The organism is Marinomonas sp. (assembly GCF_965225885.1).
Lineage (GTDB): Bacteria > Pseudomonadota > Gammaproteobacteria > Pseudomonadales > Marinomonadaceae > Marinomonas.
Genome location: NZ_OZ245329.1, coordinates 3,526,138 through 3,548,316 on the forward strand (window position 1 = coordinate 3,526,138; position 22,179 = coordinate 3,548,316).

The 22,179-nt window shown below is 41.9% G+C and carries 17 protein-coding genes; 10 read left to right on the forward strand and 7 right to left on the reverse strand.

Annotation, left to right across the window (positions count from 1 at the left end; translation table 11 throughout):
* Positions 1-75: 75 nt before the first annotated feature.
* The gene (gyrA, locus tag ACO05V_RS16780; protein ID WP_421854093.1) at positions 76-2,763 is read right to left on the reverse strand and encodes a DNA gyrase subunit A; all 2,688 of its coding nucleotides are present in this window, start codon (positions 2,761-2,763) and stop codon (positions 76-78) included.
* A gap of 348 nt (positions 2,764-3,111) precedes the next feature.
* Between gyrA and ubiG the strand changes: the two genes are divergently transcribed.
* The 3 genes from ubiG to ACO05V_RS16795 all read left to right on the forward strand — a co-directional run bounded on the left by ubiG (position 3,112) and on the right by ACO05V_RS16795 (position 7,668).
* Positions 3,112-3,834, forward strand: a complete 723-nt coding sequence (ubiG, locus tag ACO05V_RS16785) for a bifunctional 2-polyprenyl-6-hydroxyphenol methylase/3-demethylubiquinol 3-O-methyltransferase UbiG (protein ID WP_421854096.1) — start codon at positions 3,112-3,114, stop codon at positions 3,832-3,834.
* Between the two features lie 22 nt (positions 3,835-3,856).
* Entirely contained in the window at positions 3,857-4,600 is a 744-nt protein-coding gene (locus ACO05V_RS16790) for a YciK family oxidoreductase (protein WP_421854099.1), read from the forward strand.
* 203 nt (positions 4,601-4,803) lie between these two features.
* Complete coding sequence (locus tag ACO05V_RS16795; protein WP_421854102.1) at positions 4,804-7,668, forward strand: insulinase family protein; 2,865 nt, start codon at positions 4,804-4,806, stop codon at positions 7,666-7,668.
* Positions 7,669-7,709: 41 nt separating this feature from the next.
* Here the strand turns inward: ACO05V_RS16795 and ACO05V_RS16800 are convergent, their stop codons facing one another.
* Positions 7,710-8,249, reverse strand: coding sequence for a hypothetical protein (locus ACO05V_RS16800; protein ID WP_421854105.1), 540 nt, complete (start codon positions 8,247-8,249; stop codon positions 7,710-7,712).
* A gap of 101 nt (positions 8,250-8,350) precedes the next feature.
* Positions 8,351-9,553: an enoyl-ACP reductase FabV gene (fabV, locus tag ACO05V_RS16805; protein WP_421854108.1), complete on the reverse strand. Its 1,203-nt coding sequence runs from the start codon at positions 9,551-9,553 to the stop codon at positions 8,351-8,353.
* A gap of 165 nt (positions 9,554-9,718) precedes the next feature.
* On the opposite strand from fabV, the gene ACO05V_RS16810 reads away from it, so the two are divergent.
* On the forward strand, positions 9,719-10,957 hold the full coding sequence (locus tag ACO05V_RS16810; protein ID WP_421854111.1) for a glycosyltransferase: 1,239 nt from the start codon (positions 9,719-9,721) through the stop codon (positions 10,955-10,957).
* A 13-nt stretch (positions 10,958-10,970) separates the two neighbouring features.
* Here the strand turns inward: ACO05V_RS16810 and ACO05V_RS16815 are convergent, their stop codons facing one another.
* The 4 genes from ACO05V_RS16815 to ACO05V_RS16830 form a co-directional block, all read right to left on the reverse strand.
* Complete coding sequence (locus ACO05V_RS16815) at positions 10,971-11,165, reverse strand: DUF1289 domain-containing protein (RefSeq protein WP_421854114.1); 195 nt, start codon at positions 11,163-11,165, stop codon at positions 10,971-10,973.
* Positions 11,166-11,224: 59 nt separating this feature from the next.
* A complete protein-coding gene (locus ACO05V_RS16820; RefSeq protein ID WP_421854117.1) occupies positions 11,225-11,941 on the reverse strand; it encodes a YebC/PmpR family DNA-binding transcriptional regulator in 717 nt (238 codons plus the stop codon).
* 188 nt (positions 11,942-12,129) lie between these two features.
* Entirely contained in the window at positions 12,130-13,296 is a 1,167-nt protein-coding gene (locus ACO05V_RS16825) for a PLP-dependent aminotransferase family protein (RefSeq protein ID WP_421854120.1), read from the reverse strand.
* A 113-nt stretch (positions 13,297-13,409) separates the two neighbouring features.
* Complete coding sequence (locus tag ACO05V_RS16830) at positions 13,410-14,315, reverse strand: acyltransferase (RefSeq protein WP_421854123.1); 906 nt, start codon at positions 14,313-14,315, stop codon at positions 13,410-13,412.
* Positions 14,316-14,557: 242 nt separating this feature from the next.
* Here ACO05V_RS16830 and ACO05V_RS16835 point away from each other — a divergent pair, with 242 nt between their 5' ends.
* The 6 genes from ACO05V_RS16835 (at position 14,558) to ACO05V_RS16860 (ending at position 22,169) form a co-directional block, all read left to right on the forward strand.
* On the forward strand, positions 14,558-15,967 hold the full coding sequence (locus ACO05V_RS16835; RefSeq protein WP_421854126.1) for an ATP-binding protein: 1,410 nt from the start codon (positions 14,558-14,560) through the stop codon (positions 15,965-15,967).
* Positions 15,968-15,981: 14 nt separating this feature from the next.
* The gene (locus tag ACO05V_RS16840) at positions 15,982-16,662 is read left to right on the forward strand and encodes a response regulator (protein ID WP_012070560.1); all 681 of its coding nucleotides are present in this window, start codon (positions 15,982-15,984) and stop codon (positions 16,660-16,662) included.
* A 16-nt stretch (positions 16,663-16,678) separates the two neighbouring features.
* A complete protein-coding gene (locus tag ACO05V_RS16845) occupies positions 16,679-17,635 on the forward strand; it encodes an AEC family transporter (protein ID WP_421854130.1) in 957 nt (318 codons plus the stop codon).
* A 56-nt stretch (positions 17,636-17,691) separates the two neighbouring features.
* Positions 17,692-19,773 carry a PAS domain-containing sensor histidine kinase gene (locus tag ACO05V_RS16850; protein ID WP_421854133.1) on the forward strand — a complete coding sequence of 694 codons (2,082 nt, stop codon included), beginning with the start codon at positions 17,692-17,694 and terminating at the stop codon, positions 19,771-19,773.
* Position 19,774: 1 nt separating this feature from the next.
* Positions 19,775-21,148 (forward strand): sigma-54-dependent transcriptional regulator, encoded by a 1,374-nt coding sequence (locus tag ACO05V_RS16855; RefSeq protein ID WP_421854136.1) that lies wholly within the window; start codon positions 19,775-19,777, stop codon positions 21,146-21,148.
* Between the two features lie 133 nt (positions 21,149-21,281).
* Positions 21,282-22,169, forward strand: coding sequence for an AraC family transcriptional regulator (locus ACO05V_RS16860; protein ID WP_421854139.1), 888 nt, complete (start codon positions 21,282-21,284; stop codon positions 22,167-22,169).
* The last annotated feature ends 10 nt before the right edge of the window (positions 22,170-22,179 follow it).

Below are 22,179 nucleotides of genomic sequence, written 5' to 3' on the forward strand. Positions count from 1 at the left end.
TCTAGTATTTTCAGGAACTACTTTAAAGAACGATCTACAACAAAAGCGACGCACCTAGGTGCGTCGCTTTATCTTCTATTCCGTATCGCTATCAAGGATATCAGGAGATTCGTCGCCATCACTCGGCGCTTGATCAACAACAGCATCACCTGCCTCATCGATCACAATATCTTCTTCATCATCTTCCACAACACGTTCGATGCCCACCAAATGCTCATCATTGGTCAAACGAATCAAGGTAACGCCTTGTGTATTTCGCCCTTGGCATGACACTTCTGTCACGCGAGTTCGAACCAAGGTACCTTGATCGGTAATCAAAATAATCTCATCCGTTTCATCAACCTGAGCCGCACCAACAACGGGGCCGTTACGCTCAGAGACTTGAATACCGATAACACCTTGACCACCACGACCATACACTGGGAAGTCTTCTACCAAAGTACGCTTGCCATAACCATTTTCACAAGCCATCAATACAGCAGAACCATCCTGAGGAACGATAAGCGAAACCACCTTAGCGTCTTCATTCAAGCGAATACCACGAACACCCGCCGCAGTACGACCCATTGCACGAACATCGGATTCTTTAAAGCGGATGGTTTTACCAGAAGATGAAACCAACATAATGTCGTTTTCACCATTGGTAACAGATACACCAACCAACTCATCCGTTTCATCTAAGCTAAGTGCAATCAAACCAGTCGAGCGAGGACGAGCAAAGTGTTGCATCGCTGTCTTCTTAACCGTTCCGTTTGCTGTCGCCATAAAGATGTAGCTGCTCGCCTCAACGATAGCGTCATCAGCAACTTCGTCATCCGCGTCCGAATCAGCCTCAACCGCTTCAACAACAGGTAAAGGCAACAAAGCAGAGATAGATTCGCCTTCTCTCAAAGGTAACAAGTTAACAATTGGACGGCCTTTGGCACCACGACTAGCGACTGGAATTTCGAACACACGCAACCAGTAAACCTTACCAAAATTACTAAATAACATAATGGTGTCATGACTACTGGTCACCAATAGGTGCTCGATATGATCTTCGTCTTTCATGCTCGCAGAAGATTTACCACGACCGCCACGGCGTTGCGCTTGATACTCAACCAATGGCTGAGATTTCGCATAACCTGTATTCGAAATCGTCACTACCATTGGCGCTTCATCAATCAAGTCAGCAATAGTCAAATCCTGACGAGACGTTAGGATTTCTGTACGACGAGCATCACCAAAAGTATCACGCACTTCTTCTAGCTCTTCACGAATCACTTCCATCAAACGATCTGGGTTAGATAGAATATTCAGCAACTCGCCAATCAGCTCGATCAGAGATTTATATTCGCCTAGTAATTTATCGTGCTCCAAACCTGTTAAGCGATGCAGGCGCAAATCCAAAATCGCTTGTGCTTGATCTGGCGACAAATGATATGCGCCATCAACAAAACCGTATCCCGCCTCAAGATCATCAGGGCGACAAGCATCAGCACCAGCACGCTCAAGCATGGCAACCACATTTCCTGGCTCCCAAGACTCGCTAACAATTTTCTCTTTTGCTTCTGCAGACGTTGGCGATGTACGAATTAGTTCAATCACGCGATCAATGTTCGCTAAAGAAACCGCCAAACCTTCAAGGATGTGACCACGTTCGCGCGCTTTACGAAGTTCGAAAATAGTACGACGCGTAACCACTTCACGGCGGTGCTTAACAAAGCATTCAAGAATTTGTTTGATATTAAGTAACTGAGGACGACCATCAACCAAGGCCACCATGTTAATACCAAATACTGACTGCAATTGTGTTTGCGTAAAGATGTTATTTACAACAACATCAGGGTTTTCACCGCGACGCAACTCAATAACGATACGCATACCGTCTTTGTCAGATTCATCACGAAGTTCACTGATGCCTTCCAGCTTTTTCTCTTTAACTAGCTCAGCGATTTTTTCAATCACCTTCGCCTTGTTTAACTGGTAAGGAATTTCAGTGAAAACGATGGATTGGCGATTGCCTTTTTCCATGTCTTCAAAATGGTGACGGGCGCGCATGTAAATACGACCACGACCTGTTTTATAAGCTTCAATAATACCAGCGCGACCATTAATAAATGCCCCTGTTGGGAAGTCTGGCCCTGGTATGTGATCGATAAGCTCATCAATAGTAATGTCAGCGTTATCAATAACCGCTAAACAACCATCGATAATCTCACCAAGATTATGTGGAGGAATATTAGTCGCCATACCTACCGCAATACCCGCCGAACCGTTTACTAACAGTCCAGGTACGCGCGCAGGCAATACTTCTGGCATAAATTCCGTACCGTCATAGTTAGGCACGAAATTGACGGTTTCTTTCTCTAAATCCATCAAAAGATGATGAGAAATTTTCGCCATCCGGATTTCGGTATAACGCATTGCCGCAGCACTGTCGCCATCGACAGAACCGAAGTTACCCTGACCATCGACCAAGGTGTAACGCATCGAGAAAGGCTGCGCCATACGAACAATCGTATCGTATACAGCAGAATCACCATGTGGGTGATATTTACCGATTACATCACCGACGATACGCGCCGATTTTTTGTACGGTTTATTCCAATCATTTTTAAGTTCATTCATCGCAAATAGAACGCGACGGTGAACAGGCTTTAACCCATCTCGCACATCAGGTAATGCTCGACCTACAATAACGCTCATTGCGTAATCTAGGTAAGATCCCTTAAGTTCATTTTCGATACTGACGGGAATAATTTCTTTGGCTAATTCACCCATAGATACAATCGATCCTTATGCCTCGGAGTCAAAAAGACTCCCTAATATCTTTTTATAAGCGCCGCATTGTAACATAAGGAAATAAATAACACCCCTTCAAGCAGCATGTTTTGTTGCTCTATATTGCAATTATAAAAACCGCCTTCCAAGCACCGCCCTGAAGACAGAGTAAGTTTGCTATTGGTCACCCTTGTGGTTGGCGCTATACTAGATGGACACTAGAAAAATTTCGTTTCAACCCCAATATTTTAAGTAAACTAAGAAGCATTACAAAATCTAGCCAGCAGTTCAGCACAACGAACAACGCTTTCACCATTCTTAGCGACATTGAAAAACGGAAACCAAAACATGACAAACACACAACAAAATAATGTAGATCTAAATGAAGTGGCGAAGTTTGAAGCACTAGCAAGTCGTTGGTGGGACACAGAAAACGAATTCAAACCTTTGCACGATATCAACCCTCTTCGCACCAATTATATTACTAAGCACGCAGAAGGTTTAGAAGGCAAAAAAGTGATCGATATCGGCTGTGGCGGCGGAATTCTATCGGAAGCCATGGCAAAACTAGGCGCGAACGTTAAAGGCATTGATATGGGCGAAGCGCCACTTGCCGTTGCAAAACTCCATAAAGAAGAATCTAAACTCGACATTGATTATGAAAAAATCACTGCAGAAGAAATAGCTCAACGTGAAGCTGGCCAATACGATGTTGTAACTTGTCTTGAAATGTTAGAGCACGTGCCAGACCCATCCTCTGTTATAAAAGCCTGCATGACGTTAGTAAAGCCAGGCGGCCATGTGTTTTTCTCTACGATCAACCGAAATCCAAAAGCGTATCTTTTTGCCATCATCGGTGCCGAATACATTCTAAAAATACTACCGAAAGGTACTCATGATTACGCTAAATTCATTCAACCTGCCGAGCTAAACAATTACGCAAGACTGGCAGGACTAGAAGTGACGCACATGACAGGAATGACCTACAATCCTCTTACCAAAGCGTACAAACTTAATGACAAAGATGTATCTGTCAATTACATGATGCACACTCAGAAACTCGAAGCCTAATATAGAGGCACAAGGAGGAGATATGTTTGATTATCAAGCCCCAAGCCAACTACTTAAAGACAAAGTAATCCTTGTCACGGGAGCAGGCGATGGCATAGGCAAAGCAGCTGCCATCACTTACGCAAAATATGGCGCAACCGTAATTCTTCTAGGCCGCACTATAAAAAAACTCGAAGCGGTTTACGATTACATCGAAAAACAAAAATGTCCGCAGGCCGCTATTGTGCCATTAAATCTAGATGGTGCTGCCGAACACGACTATATCGAGCTTGCCAATACAATAAAAAGCGAGTTTGGCCATCTTGACGGCATTCTTCACAACGCTAGCTTATTAGGTGAACGAACCCCCATAGCAACCTACGACCCGACGTTGTTTGAACAAGTCATGCGCGTCAATGTCACCAGCCAATTAATGCTAAATCAAGCCCTCCTACCTCTGATGCAAAAAACCGAAAATGCCTCCATCATTTTCACTTCTTCTGGCGTTGGAAGAAAAGCCAAGGCAAATTGGGGCGCTTACGCTATATCAAAATTCGCAACAGAAGCCATGATGCAATTATTATCGAGCGAGCTAGAAACCCTGTCTCCTAACATTCGTGCTAACGCAATCAACCCTGGCGCAACAAGAACTAACATGCGAGCAAACGCGTACCCAGAAGAAAATCCAAAGACACTCCCTACAGCAGAAGAGATTATGCCGATTTATCTTTATTTAATGGGCAAAGACAGCCTCACAGTAAACGGTAAATCACTGGATGCCCAATAAAGCGAATTGAACTAAAAAGCAATGGGCTTAAAACACGCCCATTGCATCGCACTACTTGCTTCAGTTAATCTGAAGACATGATCAACATCCGAAACAAAATCATTACTTATTGTTTTTTACTTACAGCACTTGCCTCTTTTTCGATACAAGCGGATGCCTCCTACCCCACCGAAAACAACACACCACCCGAATTAAGCAATCACATGAATCAAAACGACACGACATCTCGAGCAACACAACAAACTAGCAGCACAATAGAAGCAATCGGCGATCAAATCACTCCAATACTTAATAAAAGCCTTACAGATAAAAACGAATACCACTTCATAACACTGACTAACAATTTAAAAGTATTATTAGTCAGCGACCCACAAGCCGAACGTTTTGCCGCATCGCTATCCGTCAATGTTGGTAATTTCCAAGACCCAGACAACCAACAAGGCTTAGCGCATTTTTTAGAACACATGCTTTTTCTTGGTACTGAAAAATACCCGGAAGCCGGCAATTACCAATCTTACATAAATACTCATGGTGGCTCTAATAACGCCTACACAAGTACAGACACGACTAATTTTTACTTCGACATCAAACCTTCCGCATACGAAGGTGCACTAGACAGATTTTCACAATTTTTTACCACACCACTGTTTAGTGAATCTCTTACACAAAGAGAAAAGAATGCGGTCGATTCGGAATACAAAGCAAAACTAAAAGATGAAAGCAGAAGAAACAATCAAGCATTTAAAACACTACTTAATCCTGAACACCCATACAGCCATTTCACCGTTGGCAGCTTAGACACACTAAAAGACAGAGCAAATAACCCACTAAGAAAACAGCTACTTAAACTTTATAAAGAAAACTACTTTAGTGAGAACATGGCGCTAGTGATGGTAGCCAACCTACCCCACATTCAAATGGCTACACTTGCTCGCCAACACTTCTCTGATATCCCAAGCAAAAAACCACAACCACAAAAACAATACCCAACCCTTATCTCAAAAGACACACCACAACTACAGTTTGTCCGCTCACTCATCGATAACAGCACATTAAATTTCTACTACCAAATAGATGCCCAAGACCAAAACTACAAGACCCAACCTATACGCTATCTTTCTTATATCCTAGGCAATGAAAACAAAGGGTCACTGTATGCATCCCTTAAATCTGCAGGATTAATCAATGGCATTTCGGTAAGCACTAGCACTGACTATGGTGACAACGCGTTATTCACCGTCAGAATCGCTTTAACCGATGAGGGCTTGAAAAACATAGACATAGTCGCCAAACGTTTTTTTGCCACCATTAGCACCCTAAAATCTTCCCCGATCAACCCATTGTACCTACAAGAAGGGCTCAAACTTAGTCAGCTCATGTTTAATAACCAAAGCTATGTTGACCCCCAAAGCTTAGCCAGATCATTATCGGCAAGAATACTAAAAACACCGCCCGAAGATATTTTGAGCCGCTATCGCCTAGAATCTACCGCAAGTGAAAAACAAGTTCGCCACCTACTAAAACAACTCTCCCAAGAAAACCTTTTAGTACAATTAACATCGAACCACGATTTCCCCGTAAACTGGGCAGAACAGAAGCCAAACTGGCAAATTGAGCCTTGGTATCAGAGCCAATACAGCAACAACCATTTCAGCCAATTATTTTTGGACATCATCAATCTATCGGTAAAAAGCACACAAATCAGTCTCCCCGAAAAAAACACTTTCATCCCTGACTCTTTAGATTTAATTGATGAAAAAGAAACAACCCCCTCCATCATTTTTCAAAAAGAGGGTTTCACTTACTGGAGCAAACCCGATTCAAGCTTTGGCAAGCCCACCGCCATGAACTTTCTAGCAATACGTTTTGCTGATGCCGCAGACACACCCAAACACACTCTAATCAACAGGCTGTGGAGTCGTCTATTCAATGACAGCGTGAGTGACTTAACCTATGCGCCCTATGTGGCAGGACTAGGTTATGCCTTTTACCCTCATACGAACGGCGCAACATTACGAACCAGCGGCTATTCCGACAAACAGAGCGCCTATATCACCTGGTTAATCGATCAACTTTTCTTATTTCGCCCAACACCAGAGAAATTCGAACAAGCCAAAATACAGCTCGCAAAAGATCTAAGTAACCAAAAAAGCAGACAAGCCTACAGCAACGCCAATAGCGCATTGAGCATATTAATCACCAAAAATGGGTTCACTACAAAACAACTAGAAAGTACGCTAACAAATCTCACTTTAGAGGACTTTCAGGAATATACAAAAAAAGCTCGAGAGCATTTTGATATAGTTGGCTATAGCACGGGCAACCTAACTAAAGAACAGACAGAAAAGCTTTCAAACTCGATTTATCAACGCTTTAGTGATCGACTTACCCCCAGAGAGCCACTAGAAATTGAAACCAAGAACCTCACCACCCAAAAGAAATATAACTACCAGTTCGAATCAACGAGTGACGACAAAGTGGTTTTATACGCGCTAATAGACACCAGTGCGCAGGCAACACAAAAAGCCATTACAGAAAAAGCGTATTTCTCAATACTCAGAAAGCTCATCAGCAGTCCCTTTTATCAAGAGCTAAGAACCAATCAACAGCTCGGTTATATTGTTGGAGCACAAGACCTCAGCATACGAAATACACCAATATTAGGACTATTAGTACAATCCCCCAATAAAGACACCTTAACCATTATTAGCGCCATAGAAGACTTTTTAAAAGAACAAAGAAGTAGACTACCAAATATTTCGGAGAACGATTTTTCACAGGCCAAAAACACATTACTTAACGAACTAAAAGTGACACCTAAAAACCTTAGTGATAATGCACTAAGTGAATGGCATCAAATTGCCAAGATAGACCCAGATTTTCTAACCAGAGAAGAATGGATAAAAAGCGTAGAAAAAATTCAACGAGAGGATTTTATTGAGTTTATCAATCGTAAATTACAATCAACCGACACAACTAAAATAATTATTCATAACAAAGCGTTCCCAAAAGAGCTCACCGAGCAACAAGATTGGATAGAAACATCGCCTAACTCTCCTAACCTATAAAGCTAAACCACTGAAAACACGGCACAATAAAAAAACAACCATCAACCGCCAATCAGCTTTTCCAGTTTTTCTTTGTCGGTGGCTGGAGCACCTTTAGCTCCGCTTGCTGTAGGAGCAACGCCCTTACCGATTGGTGAAAAATCCCCCACATCAGGCTGCACCTTCTCAACTGCCGCATCATCTGTTTTTGCTTGATCACCAAAAATCCCAATTTCCGGCATCATGCGAAGACGTTTTGCTTCGATATCTTCTGGTATATTTCCAGTAAACAAAACCGTGAAAGGCGCCTCTTCCGTTCGCTTATTTACTTCATCATAAATGGCTTGTTCACGCTCAGCGATGGCATTCTCTTCCAGATACGACATACCTTTGCCGTCAGCCGTTATGACAATATTTGGCCCTAAAGTCGTTTTTGCTTTTTCTGCCGGAATAACAGCAACCTCCTCTTGTGAACTCACCACAACCTGATGTTGAGCATGAATCACCTGATTACCATAAATAATATCGACAGGCTGACGCTCTATTGTCTGAGCATTAGCAAACAATGACACCGCACTTAGCAACCCCAATGCAAATTTCATAAACACCCCAAAGACTAACTCCTTTCACTATAAGAGATAAAAAGACATAAAAAAAGGAGTTCAAGGCACGCTTGAACTCCTTTTTATCTCTTTAATAATATTTAAAGAGTAATCACATCAAAGTCTGCTTCCGGATCTGCTTCAGCCTCATAATCAACGCCATCTACACCGAAACCAAACAGCTTCAAAAATTCATCTTTGTAAAGTTGGTAATCCGTCTCTGCAAATAGGTTTGCATCATTCACCTGAGGCCAAAGTTCGCGACAAGCTTGCTGCACATCTTCACGTAATTCCCAATCATCCAAACGAAGACGATTTTTATCATCTGTCAATTCTGCTGGATTATGGTTATTGTACAAACGCTCAGAAAACATGCGATAGATCTGATCCATACAACCCTCATGAAGGCCTTTTTCACGCATTACTTTAAAGACCATCGCCAAGTACAATGGCATAACTGGAATAGCAGAAGATGCCTGAGTTACCACTGACTTCAACACAGCAACGTTCGCGCCACCGCCAATTTTAGCCAACTGAGCATCAATAGCTGCAGAAGCACGATCCAAATCTTCTTTCGCTTTACCTAGCGCGCCATGCCAATAGATCGGCCAGGTGATATCAGAACCAATATAAGAGTAAGCTACGGTGCGAACACCTTCCGCCAAAACACCTGCTTCTTGTAAAGCAGACATCCAAAGCTCCCAATCTTGACCGCCCATTACGGTTGTAGTCGCTTCAATCTCTTCTTCTGTAGCTGGCTCAATTTCTGCCTCGATAATCACATCTTTATTTGTATCAATAGCAGTTGAGCGGTAAGGCTGGCCAATAGGCTTAAGAACTGAACGAACAACCTCTCCAGTTTCTGGCATTTTACGGACAGGAGAAGCCAAAGAGTAAACCACCATATCCACTTGACCAAGATCTTGCTTAATCAAATCAATAACCGTGTCGCGTGCTTCATTTGAGAAAGCATCGCCATTAATACTTTTTGCGTACAAGCCTTCTTCTTTCGCAACTTTATCGAATGCCGCAGAGTTGTACCAACCCGCTGTACCGGTTTTCTTATCAGTACCTGGTTTTTCAAAGAAAACACCAATGGTTGCCGCACCAGAACCGAACGCTGCAGCAATACGAGAAGACAAGCCATAACCACTTGATGCACCGATCACGAGTACTTTCTTAGGACCATTTTCAATAGCCCCTTTGCTTTTAGTAAAAGCAATTTGCTCTCTTACATTTTGCTCACAACCTACTGGATGCGTTGTTGTACAAATAAATCCGCGAATCTTTGGTTTTATGATCATAATATCTTCTCAACGTCGTGTTTTGCTTACGCCTTGCATGACAAACCCTACAAATGAGGCAGGCAAGACAAATCTGTCCGCCATGATACAATAGCAGGACGAATATGTCCTGATTCTGCTAAAAATTCAGAACCAAAAAAATCATCGAAACCTTGAGAGAACACAGTGCACCTACTTGTCATCGGCTACGTCTGGCCAGAACCCAACTCCTCCGCCGCTGGCAGTAGAATGATGCAATTGCTCAACTGCTTTCACAAAGCGCAATGGCAACTGTCATTTGCCAGCCCTGCTCAACAAACCGAGCACATGACCGATCTATCCCTACTAGGCATAAAACCCGAACACATAGAACTCAACGATGCTTCTTTCGATACCTATATCACAAACAAAAAACCAGACATTGTGATATTTGATCGCTTTATGATGGAAGAACAATTTGGTTGGCGCGTTGAAAAATTTAGCCCCGATTCATTGCGAGTTCTCAACACCGAAGACCTTCACTCGCTAAGGCAAGCCAGACACAATGCGCTTAAACAGAATAGAGACTTTGTCATTGAAGACCTTTATAGCGACCATGGTATTCGTGAAGTCGCCGCCATTCATCGTTGCGACTTAACCTTGATGATTTCCGAAGTAGAAACCAAACTGCTGATCGATGAATTTCACGTTCCAGAAACTCATGTGCTTCATCTGCCATTCATGCTGCCGGAGCCACAAAACACTGATACACTACTCAGCTTTGAGCAGCGCCAACACTTTATTAGCATCGGTAATTTTCGTCACGCCCCAAACTGGGATGCCGTTCTGCAATTAAAAACAGAGATATGGCCCAAGATTCGCAAACGCTTACCTAAAGCTGAAATGCATATTTACGGCGCTTACCCGCCACCAAAAGCCACACAATTAAACAATGCAAAAGAAGGCTTTTTAGTAAAAGGTTGGGCCGAAGATGCTCAAAAAGTCATGCAACAAGCTCGACTTTGTTTAGCGCCATTACGTTTTGGCGCTGGCATTAAAGGAAAATTGGTGGAAGCCATGCAAATGGGGACCCCAAGCATTACCACGACGATTGGCGCTGAATCCATGCATGGCGATTTTCCATGGAATGGTGTCATCACAGATGATATAAACACCTTTGTCGATGCGGCGATCTCGCTCTATGAAGACAAACCCAGCTGGCAACTGATGCAGCAGAATGGCAATAGAATTTTACGAGCTCGCTATCAAGCAGAAGAATGGGAGCCCAAGTTAATCAATCGATTGAAACTGCAAATACAGCTGAGGGAGAACTTGAGAAAGAAACACTTCTTAGGATTAATGCTGCGACACCACAGCCTTAAAAGTACGCAATACATGTCGCAATGGATAGAACTTAAAAACAAGAATGAAGAAGACCAAGACTAACAACACGAAGCGACTAGCCAGATACAAAGCGGCTTTTAGCTTCTCGCTCACGAACCTTCTTCATAACCGCCTGCTGCGAAGCTTTATTCATACTTCCCCATTGGCTGATTTCCTTGCCCGTTCGATAACACGCGACGCAGATATCTTCTTCGTTAAGCAGACACACATTAACGCAAGGAGACTTTAACTGAGGTTTTGGTTTGGTCATTTTGAATCAACATATAAAGCAAAAGGCCTTGGCGAAAAGTTACGTCAAGGCCTCAAATTCTAATATTCAGCGTTATGATAAACGCGCTGAACATCATCCAAGTCATTCAATAGATCTAAAAAGCGGTCAAACTGCTCCACTTCTTCACCTTGAATTTCTGTCATGTTTTGAGCAACGAATTGAATTTCATCAACCTCAAATTCAATCTCGCCAAATGCATCTGTTAATGCCGTTTTTGCCTTGCTGTAATCGGTATGAGGCGCAAAAACAGTTACTTTACCGTCCTCTAGCTCAATATCTGTTACATCAACATCAGCCATCATCAAGGCTTCCAATACAACCTCTTCGTCAGTACCAGCAAAAACAAAAATAGCACTGTGGTCAAACATATGACTCACGCTGCCTTGGCTACCGATTTTACATTTTACTTTGTTAAAGCAAGTGCGCACGTCACCAAAAGTACGGTTTGGGTTATCAGACAAACAATCCACGATAACCATAGTATTGCCAGGACCAAAACCTTCGTAGCGAGCAGTATCAAAGTCTTCTCCACCACCACCTTTCGCCTTATCAATCGCTTTGTCGATAACGTGAGTTGGCACCTGATCTTTTTTAGCTCGGTCGATCAGAGAACGAAGTGCCAAATTACCATTAGGATCAATACCACCGGATTTTGCGCAAACATAAATCTCACGGCCGTACTTGCTGTAAACCTTGGCTTTTTGGTCAGACGTTTTTGCCATGGACTCTTTGCGGTTTTGAAAGGCTCTGCCCATTACATATTCCTATTCTATACAGTCTTAAAAATGAGATTCTAACGTGTCGCCCAAAAAGAAGGAACTGCTAGCCAAGCATAAATACAATAAAAAGCCAGCCTTATCAGCACAAAAATGCCATGAAGCAAAAAAACCTAGCCAATATTGACACACAGCAAGCAGTGTAAAGACAAACAAGTAACGGTGAGCTAAGCAAGTTGTCGAACAACTTTCGCAAGCACCTCAATCGCTTGATGAATCTGCGCTGGTGAAACACGAGCAAAACTCAGCCGTAGAAACGAATCATCGAGCGGACTTTTACACGGGAAAAATGGTGTTCCAGGAAGAACCAACACCTTATCTTTCAATGCTTCAGCCAGGACTAATTGGGAAGAAACGCCTTCAGGTAATTTCACCCAAAAGAACATACCACCAGCTGGAAGAGAAAATTCAATAAGGTCGCCCAGCTCTGCATTTAAAGCCTCAGCCATTACAGCCCGCTTTTCCTTATAAGCTTTTTGGAGCTGAATAACGTGATCCGGATATTGTCCAGACTTAAAAAATTGGGTAATCATACTCTGAGCTAGACGGTTGGTATGAAGATCAACAGCCTGTTTTACTTTAACCAAGTACGGAGAAAAAGCATCACAGGAAACGATATAGCCAGTACGCAACCCTGGCCACAAAACCTTAGAAAAACTCCCCATGTAAAGCCAAGGCGCTTGTTTTATCAAAGTTGAAATAGGCGTAAGGTCAACATTGTCATAACAAAGATCACAATAAGGATCATCTTCAATGAGCAATATGTTTTTCTCATCAAGCAAGGCCGCGATCTCGCGTCGACGCTGCAAGCTATAACAATGCCCTGCTGGATTCTGAAAATTAGGAATCAAATACACCGCTTTCGGATGGTGCTTTTCAATCGCATCGCGTAAAGCAGAAACAGACATACCCTCTGCATCAGACACAACATCTTGAACTTTTGCACCTTGTAATTTAAAAACCTGACAAGCAGCAAGATACGTTGGCTGCTCGGTTAAAATAGTCGAGTTTTCATCTAAAATTAAACGACTGACGATGTCCAAACCTTGCTGCGAGCCATTGGTTACCAGTACATTATTCGTAAATGTTTCGATGCCTCGATCTGCCACAATAGACACAATACATTCTCGCAAGTCTTTTTCACCTTCGCTTGGGCCATATTGTCGACTGTCTGTTAATTGTTCTAACCTAGGATAAGCAGGCATTAGAGTCTCATCTGGTAAGCCACCAGCCAAAGATAAAATATCCGGCTGTTGACTATAATGCAGCAGCTCACGAACCAAAGAGGCTTCCATGTTTCGTGAGTGAGAAGTCAATAAATGAGAGATATCCATACCAAGCGCCTCGACAGATTAAGAGTAGAGAAAACAGAGTCAGACATTTTAATGAAAGAGAAAAGATACAATTCTCGATTGATTGGAGGATACAGAAGGAAAATCTGTTTTTTTTACTGATCGAGATCCCCCGCCTCAGCTTGCAATAGATATTCGAACTGCCGATCTTTTTCTTGCCAAAGCGCATTCACCCATTGCTGAAAATACGCCCGATATTCTGCATCATTTTGATAGTCACCAAGCAATGCTCGTTCAATCGGCATCATTCTAATATGTACTTTTATCTTGGACACGTTCCCACAAAGATAGTCAAAAAAACTTGGGATTCCCTCAGGATAAACGATAGTTACATCAATTAACTGATGTAACTTGCCATCCATTGCATTTAGCGCAAAGGACAAACCGCCCGCTTTGGGCATCAGGAGATGTTTATACTGGCTAGATTGTTGACCGTGTTTTTTTGTTGTGAAGCGCGTCCCTTCTAGGAAATTCATAATCGACACAGGAAAGTACTGAAACTTTTCGCAGGCCTTTTTCGTCACCTCAATGTCTTTTCCTTTCAGCTCAGGTCGCTTCTTGAGCAACGCAGGACTGTAACGTTTCATAAAGGGAAACTCTAATGCCCACCAAGCCAAACCGATAAAAGGCACCCAAATAAGCTCGCGTTTTAAAAAGAACTTGATAAAAGGAATGCGTCTATTAAACAGGCGCTGCAGAACAAGGATATCTACCCAAGACTGATGATTAGCCGTGACCATGTACCATTCATTAAGCGCAAAATCATGCGAACCTGACACCTCAACGACTGATCGACCTAAACAACGCTGATTAAGATTATTTACCCCGATCCAAAATGTCGCTATGTTATCCAATACAACATTCAAAACGGCGCGCACCGATGTAAACGGTAAAACACTCTTAAACAAAGCCAACACCATGACGGGGACAAAACAAATCAAAATATTTAATACGATCAGAGTAAATGAAAGCAAACCTTTTAACACAGAATAAACAGGCATAAACCAACTTAAAAGTACAAATTTGACGCATAATACTAAAGGAAATCCTTGATTGGAAATCCTCATTATTTACACTCGGACTAAGTAGCCAGCTTTCCCCATAAAACTGTATAGTAAACAGTCGATTAGAATGACCGACGAAACAGCTCGATACCAAAGACATTGTGCTCCTGTATCGATGATTAACAATTCCCTGTGAATGATACATAAACAGGATACACAATAGGATTTCAAACTCCGCTATGGCAGTGACCAAAGGGTTAAAAATTCGACATAAACTTTTTGCAGTTTTTGTTCTAAGTAATATTTTACTCATTGTTTCTATGTGGCAGGTATTTCAATGGAGCTTTGATAGAGGATTTGTATCCTACGCGACGGAACGTGATCGTGACTTTTTAGAACAAATGGCAAACAGAACAGCCAATCTCTATATCTATTACGACGACTGGTATTTTTTAGTACAAGAAAGTCGAATGGAAGGCGAGTGGCATAAAGCAAAAATCGAAAACCTACGGGATTTGGTTCCACCACCCAGCACACCTAACCTAGATTTAATTTATCCATCGCAATACTACCGCCAACGCTTTTTATTATTTGATGGCCAACAAAACCCCATCATAGGCAAAACTCGCTTTGCCGACGCTGAAACTCATGCCGTAATTGTCAATAAAAAAATTGTTGGCTATGTTGGACTTCGCTCAATTAGAGAGCTTGTTCAGGATCAAACATTACGTTTTGTTCGCCAACAGGGCGAAGCGTTTCTACTCATCTCTGCATTTATGCTTGCGATAGCTGCACTTTTAACTTGGCCGCTGGCTCAATGGTTAAGTCGTCCAATTATTTCCATGCAAAGAGCAACCAAACGACTTGCTGCAGGTAAATATGACACACGCATATCAGTAAAAGGGACAGACGAATTATCTAGCCTTAGCTGCGACTTCAATAATTTAGCTTGCACCTTAGAACACACACGAGAAGCACGTAAACGCTGGGTGGCAGACACAGCTCATGAATTAAGAACCCCGGTGGCAATTCTTAGGGGAGAAATTGAAGCGATGCAGGATGGAATCATTAAAATGTCCCCTGAAAGCCTCTCCTCCTTGCATCAAGAAACGCTCCACATTGCGCGCCTAATTGATGACTTAAACCAATTGTCCATGCATGATATGGGTAATTTAAGTTATGAAATGGAGGATGTATCAATCAGCGACATTATTGAACAAACCGTTCAATCTATGACACTTCCATTTAATGAGGCAGGATTAGAATTAGGGTTTGAATATTCTCAGAAAAACCCTATTGTTATGAATGGTGATTCTGATAGATTACATCAGCTCTTTTCGAACCTGATGAATAATTCATTAAAATACACAAATGCACCAGGAAAGCTTACTGTAAAACTCTCAAAAAAGAACAAGAAAGCCATTATTCTTTTTGAAGACTCTGCTCCAGGCGTTAGTGACGAAGATAAAAACCGAATTTTCGAACAGTTCTTTCGTGTCGAAAACTCAAGAAATAGAGCAACTGGCGGGAGAGGTTTAGGTCTCGCTATTTGCGCAAGTATTGTGGATGGACATCAAGGCACAATCAGTGCTTATCACTCCCCAGATGGCGGCTTAGGAATAAAAGTAGAATTCCCTTTAAACAAATAGGAACGAAAAATATTATGAGCAAAGTACTGATTATTGAAGACGAACCAAAATTAGCAGAGCTAATGTCAGCTTATTTAGAGCAAGCTGGTTATGAACATCACCATCTTGACCGCGGAGACATCGCAGTCAATTACATTAAAAATAACCAAGTTGACATTGTTCTATTAGATCTAATGCTACCTGGCTTAGATGGCGTAGAAATCTGCAAACAAGTTCGTCAGTTTAGCGGTGTACCTATTATTATGGTGACGGCAAAAGCAGAAGAAATTGATCGTCTTATTGGTTTAGAAATGGGTGCTGATGATTACGTTTGTAAACCATTTAGCCCACGTGAAATTGTCGCACGCGTCAAAGCTAACTTGCGCCGTGTGGAATTAGACCAAGCCGAATCGCCAAGAACTGATGGCTTTGATTTGGATGTAGATCGTCTACGCGCAACCTATAAAGGTGATTTAATCGACTTAACAACTGTTGAGTTCCAACTGCTTCAATTACTTATCAAAGAACCGGGTCGAGTTTTCGGTCGTGATCTTATAATGAAGAGCATTTATGCGGATAGTCGTGTAGTAAGTGATCGCACTATTGATAGCCATATCAAAAAGCTTCGTAAAAAAATCTCTGCTGTGGCACCAGAATTAAATGTGATTCATTCAGTTTACGGCGCAGGCTATCGCTTCGAGAATAACGATCAATAAACTTTTCCTCTAAGGAATGGCGTTGAACAACTTTTTAGACGAACTGGTATTTTCTTTCTCGATCACCATGCCAATTTTTTTGATTTTGGTGCTAGGGATCATTTTATATCGAGTACGACTTATTAATGATAACTTCATTGATGTTGCTTCTAAACTGGTGTTTAACGTCACCCTTCCCGCCCTGCTTTTTATTAGCATATCCAAGACAGATCTCAGCAGCGATACAGACCTTTCTTTGGTTATTTATGCCATGGTTGCGGTCATAATAAGCTACATCGCACTAGAGTTTATAATGTCTATTTGGGTATCGGACAAAGCAGAACGAGCCGTTCTAGTTCAGGCTGCTTTTCGCTCAAATATGGGAATTATCGGCTTAGCGTATTGTGTAAATGCTTATGGTAATGAGGTATTTTCTGTTGCTTCTGCTTATTTAGGCGGAGTAACAATATTATTCAATGTATTATCGGTTATCGGTTTAAGCCGAGCCTTGGGCGGAGAGGCCAATATTAAAGGCATCGCAAAAGGCATAGCCAAAAACCCTCTAATCATTGCCATCGTCGCGGCATTTGCTACCTCACTATCGGGCCTAACGTTACCAACAACACTTTATAAAGCCGGTGATTACTTTGCACAAATGACGCTACCTTTGGCACTGTTATGCGCCGGAGCTTCATTAAGCTTTAAGTCGTTAAAAAATGGCATTTTAGGCGCCATCATGGCCTCTATTGGTAAACTGATATTCATCCCTTTCGCCATGACACTTGGTGGCTATTTACTAGGTTATAGAGGAATGGAACTCGGCGTCTTATTCCTCATGTCATCTGCTCCAACTACATCTGCCAGTTATATAATGGTTAGAGCCATGAATGGAAACTCTGCACTCGCCGCAAACATAATCGTTATAACCACTATCGCATCCTTGATTACAACCAGTATTGGCGTTACTTTGTTACGCAGTTTTAATTTAATCTAATCCGATTAATTAAATGTTTAAAACTGGCTGAACATAAAAGGCTCGCGAGACTCTCTTTGATTTCACAATTCCGTAAGCATCGTCTTTTCTTTCTTACCTTCGGATGTACTCTACTTACCCTGCTATTCTTTGGTGTAAACACCATTGCCTATCAAGCGCTCATTATTGACAAGCACTCTGAAGGACAAGATAAACTACTTGATTACGTTATCGAATTACGCAACGAATTAAAAAACTACCATATTCTTCCCTATGCTCTGGCTGATAACCCTACTCTGCTAGCCTTTATGAACACCCCTAAAGATCCAGCTTTAAGACAGCGACTGCAGCGACAATTAGAAGATTTGACCCATGTATCCAAAACACAAGATTGGTTCATTCTGTCAGCGCAAGGAGATCTTCTGGTATCCAGCGAACAATCCCCTAATTTCAATTTGGACGACTACTTTAGCAAAACAGACTTAAGCAATGTGCTAAAAGAACAACAAGGAGAATACATCCTCGTATCTGGCTATAACCCCAAACAATATCATTCAGCACACCTTGTATTGGCACCTGTTTATACTAAAACAGGACTAGCAGGTGCTGTCGCAGTGCGAATTAATGTTAGTGACTTGATTGAACGTTGGAATCTTCTCGACGATCTCGTCGTCATGACAGACCAAAATAGCCTCATCTTTTTAGCCAGTAAATTAAATCGCCTGTTAGTCAGTAATTGGTTAGATGACCATACAGATGTTCAATTTTTAAATAATACGCGTTCTAAAATTTACCATCTAAACAATGAAAACTACCTTTTACAGAATGTCACTTTAGATGACCTAAAATGGCAAATTCATTATTTATCAAATTTAAAAGGCATTCAGAAAAAAGCTCAAAATATCGCTTTTATTAGCCTAGGTTTTTTTGCTCTGATATTTCTTTTTTGGCTTTATCGTCGAGAACGCGCCCTAAAAATCGCGTCAAAATTAGAAAACGAAATACTCATTGCCAATAGTGCTCAGCGCCAGCGAGTCCTGATTGAAAATACTCACGTAGGACTTTTACAGCTAACAAAACGTGGAGAAATATCTTTTGTAAACCCTATGGGGCTGCGCTACTTTGGACAAAGAGCAGAACTTAACAGCCATTATTTATATGAATTCCTACCTGATTGCCCAGAGAACCAAATCGCATTAGCTTTTATCAAATCCCTACAAATACAAGAAGTCGCGGGAAGTACATTCGCAGAAAATTTATTAGAACAAGAAGTTGTCCTACAAAAAGAAAATGGTCAGGTTTTCCCAGCATTGCTCTCTGTGTCTTCTTTAAAATGGAGCGATTCACAGGGCTACTTAGTCACCTTACTCGACATAAGCAAACGTAAAAGAGCAGAATTAAATTTACTTGATGCAAATACTCGCCTTGAAGAACGTGTATTAGAACGAACAAAAGCATTAGAAGCGGCACAAAAAGAGCTATTAAGAGCAGAAAAACTCGCCGCCATAGGACAAATGTCGACGGCCATCGCTCATGAGCTGAACCAGCCACTAACAGGCATAAGAACATTAGCCTACTCCGCAGAACTTTTACTTAAGCGTCAAGATTCAGAACAAGCACTAAAAACTCTCATCGACCTAGAATCTCTCGTTGTAAGAATGCAAAAACTAACCAGCGAGCTAAAAGTACTTGCTTATAGACGACCTGAACAGCTTGCGTCAACCTCTATAAAAAGCTCAGTAGAACGGGCTATTGAAAGCCTTGGTGATGACGTCAATAACGTCCATTGGGAAATAGCATTCAACGATTTAGACGAAGTTATCGCCGAGCCTACTCGATTAGAAAGAATATTTTCCAATTTGATTAGTAATTCGGTTCAAGCCTGCGCAGAACTAAAAATCACTCCAAACATTAAAATTTCCCTAGAAACACACGATGAACAAATAACCATAAGTTATCAAGACAATGGGCCAGGCATTGAAAAAGCTCAGCTTACTCATATTTTTGAACCTTTCTTTACTACCAAACCCATCGGAAAAGGCTTAGGTTTAGGTCTTGCCATCAGCGCAAACCTAGCAAAAGATATGAATGGCGCTTTAAAAGCAAGCCATGATGATAACTCGACACTTGTATTCCGCTTAACACTGTTAAAGGCTTAATATGGAAAAGAGTAACACCAACCATCACATTGAAATCTGGCTACTCGATGACGACGACATCGTTCGCTCAACCACTGCCCAGTGGCTGCGCTTATCCAATTATGAGGTAAGAGAGTTTCAAGAAGCCCAAGAACTGATCGGGCAGTTTGACGTTGGATTAGCTTGCATTATCGTCAGCGATATCCGCATGACACCAATCGACGGCTTAACGTTAATGAGCGACTGCCTATCCAAAGAACCCGAGCTTCCATTTATTCTTATTACCGGACATGGCGACGTCGATACTGCCGTCAATGCTTTGCGTGATGGAGCTTTTGATTTTCTTGAAAAGCCCTTCGACCCAAATAGACTTCTACAAACCGTCGAAAAAGCCGTTCAGCTAAGAGCGGTTCAACTTCAACATGCTAATCAATCACAATACCTTGGTGATTTACACGGCTTAGAAGAAACCATTATTGGTAAAAATGAGCAAATTGTCCGTGTCAGGCAGCAAATACGCACCTTCGCCAGTATGGATACTCATGTCATTGTTTATGGAAAAACCGGTTGTGGTAAAGAATTAGTGGCCAAAGCGTTACACGACTGCAGCCCAAGAAGTACCCATCCCTTTGTTGCCATTAATTGCGCAGCCATCCCAGCAGACCTGTTTGAAAGCGAGCTATTCGGCCATGAAGCTGGCGCCTTCACCAGTGCCAACAAGCAAAGAATCGGTAAACTTGAGCATGCCAGTGGCGGCACTTTATTTCTCGATGAAATAGAAAGCATGCCACTAGCAATGCAAATAAAATTATTACGAGTCCTGCAAGAGAACCAACTCGAACGAGTCGGTAGCAACAATACAATAAAGATAGATCTCAGAGTCGTTGCCGCTGCCAAGAGTGACCTACAAACTCTCGAAAATTTCAGACAAGACTTATTCTTCCGGCTGAATGTATCACAAATACACCTCCCAGATTTGCGTAACCGAGGATCCGATGTCCCATTGCTTTTTGAACATTTTTGTCGCAACGCAGTAAAAGAGCGTGGGGGAGATTTTAGACAACTTAGTCCAATCGATCATGAAACATTGACCTTATATGGATGGCCTGGAAATGTTCGTGAACTTAGAAACGTCGCGCTACGCTATGCACTTGAACCCAATACAAGTGTGGCAAAAATATTGGCAGGTTACCAAGCTCAAGACGATATAGACACCATCACACCGCTGCCACTCAGCGTAAAGGTACAAGAATTTGAGCGCAGCCTAATTGAGGCCAGTATCCGACAGCAAAAAGGCAACATTCAACTGGTCTTAGAACAGCTTCAACTGCCACGAAGAACATTAAATCAGAAAATGCAGAAATATGGCCTCAATAGAACGGACTACTTAGATTAATCCTTCTTAACAATGCATCAGATAAAAATATCAAAAAAGTGATTCTCATATAAAAATTTTAATGAGAATCACTTGCATCAAGAAACAAAAAAGCCTCTAATGATAACCATTATCAAAATGAAGGCAACATACAATGCAACTAAATATGCGCGATGTGTATGACAATGCAGGAAATATCAAAGAAGCGTTAGCGGCATGGCTATCCGGCCATAAAAAACTGCTTGCCCTACTTCCAAATTTGCACTTACTTAATCAACACTTAAGTAGCAATGCAGATGTCTCATTTCATGAAGAAGCACAATCTGGACTGTATTTTTCTTTCTTAGGAACGGGACCAATAAACACAGCAAAAGATATACACTCTGTGCAAATTTCGTATCAACCGCAGAATATTAGCAGTCATATTGTAATGACTAAAGGCGATGAACATAGCCTACTACAAACTCGTATTAGCCCGGCCCACCTTGCCGCCGTACTCGGTGAAACTGAAGATCAAATAATCCAGCATTTTATGGCTATGGGTGAAAAACTGGGTAATAAAAACGCTGTTATTCAGCTTCCTATTACAGAAAGAACTCTCACCGTCATTGAGCCAATACTGGCACATAAAAGTCATTCAATAAGCCTCGCGGGGCACCTCTATTCAGCCATATTTACTCTGATCGAGCAGTTGCAAATGTTGAGCTATTTATCACAATGCGAAGAATGCCAGAGCAAACTTTTTCATGCACAGAACCTAATAGAAACACCTGAATACGACACTCTAAACATGAAACATCTAGCGCAACAAGTTGGGCTTAATACAGAAGCTCTCGCCATTGGCTTTAACCTTATTGTTGGACAATCCATTGAAAGCTACTGCACCCAAAGCCGGATCAAATTTGCGGCGGCCCAACTAAGACAAAACCCTACGGCAAAACCTCATATCGTCGCTCAAAGTGGATTTTCAGAAGATCAATTTGAAGCGGCATTTATTCAACACTTTGGTGTCAGCAGTCACCAATACGGACAAATTCACTAAATTATAGGAA

Excerpts from the sequence above, each read along its gene's own strand:
- gyrA (WP_421854093.1), bottom strand. The coding sequence starts at position 2,763 with ATGGGTGAATTAGCCAAAGAAATTATTCCCGTCAGTATCGAAAATGAA.
- ubiG (WP_421854096.1), top strand. The coding sequence starts at position 3,112 with ATGACAAACACACAACAAAATAATGTAGATCTAAATGAAGTGGCGAAG.
- ACO05V_RS16790 (WP_421854099.1), top strand. The coding sequence starts at position 3,857 with ATGTTTGATTATCAAGCCCCAAGCCAACTACTTAAAGACAAAGTAATC.
- ACO05V_RS16795 (WP_421854102.1), top strand. The coding sequence starts at position 4,804 with ATGAATCAAAACGACACGACATCTCGAGCAACACAACAAACTAGCAGC.
- ACO05V_RS16800 (WP_421854105.1), bottom strand. The coding sequence starts at position 8,249 with ATGAAATTTGCATTGGGGTTGCTAAGTGCGGTGTCATTGTTTGCTAAT.
- fabV (WP_421854108.1), bottom strand. The coding sequence starts at position 9,553 with ATGATCATAAAACCAAAGATTCGCGGATTTATTTGTACAACAACGCAT.
- ACO05V_RS16815 (WP_421854114.1), bottom strand. The coding sequence starts at position 11,165 with ATGACCAAACCAAAACCTCAGTTAAAGTCTCCTTGCGTTAATGTGTGT.
- ACO05V_RS16820 (WP_421854117.1), bottom strand. The coding sequence starts at position 11,941 with ATGGGCAGAGCCTTTCAAAACCGCAAAGAGTCCATGGCAAAAACGTCT.
- ACO05V_RS16825 (WP_421854120.1), bottom strand. The coding sequence starts at position 13,296 with ATGGATATCTCTCATTTATTGACTTCTCACTCACGAAACATGGAAGCC.
- ACO05V_RS16830 (WP_421854123.1), bottom strand. The coding sequence starts at position 14,315 with ATGCCTGTTTATTCTGTGTTAAAAGGTTTGCTTTCATTTACTCTGATC.
- ACO05V_RS16835 (WP_421854126.1), top strand. The coding sequence starts at position 14,558 with ATGGCAGTGACCAAAGGGTTAAAAATTCGACATAAACTTTTTGCAGTT.
- ACO05V_RS16840 (WP_012070560.1), top strand. The coding sequence starts at position 15,982 with ATGAGCAAAGTACTGATTATTGAAGACGAACCAAAATTAGCAGAGCTA.
- ACO05V_RS16845 (WP_421854130.1), top strand. The coding sequence starts at position 16,679 with ATGGCGTTGAACAACTTTTTAGACGAACTGGTATTTTCTTTCTCGATC.
- ACO05V_RS16855 (WP_421854136.1), top strand. The coding sequence starts at position 19,775 with ATGGAAAAGAGTAACACCAACCATCACATTGAAATCTGGCTACTCGAT.
- ACO05V_RS16860 (WP_421854139.1), top strand. The coding sequence starts at position 21,282 with ATGCAACTAAATATGCGCGATGTGTATGACAATGCAGGAAATATCAAA.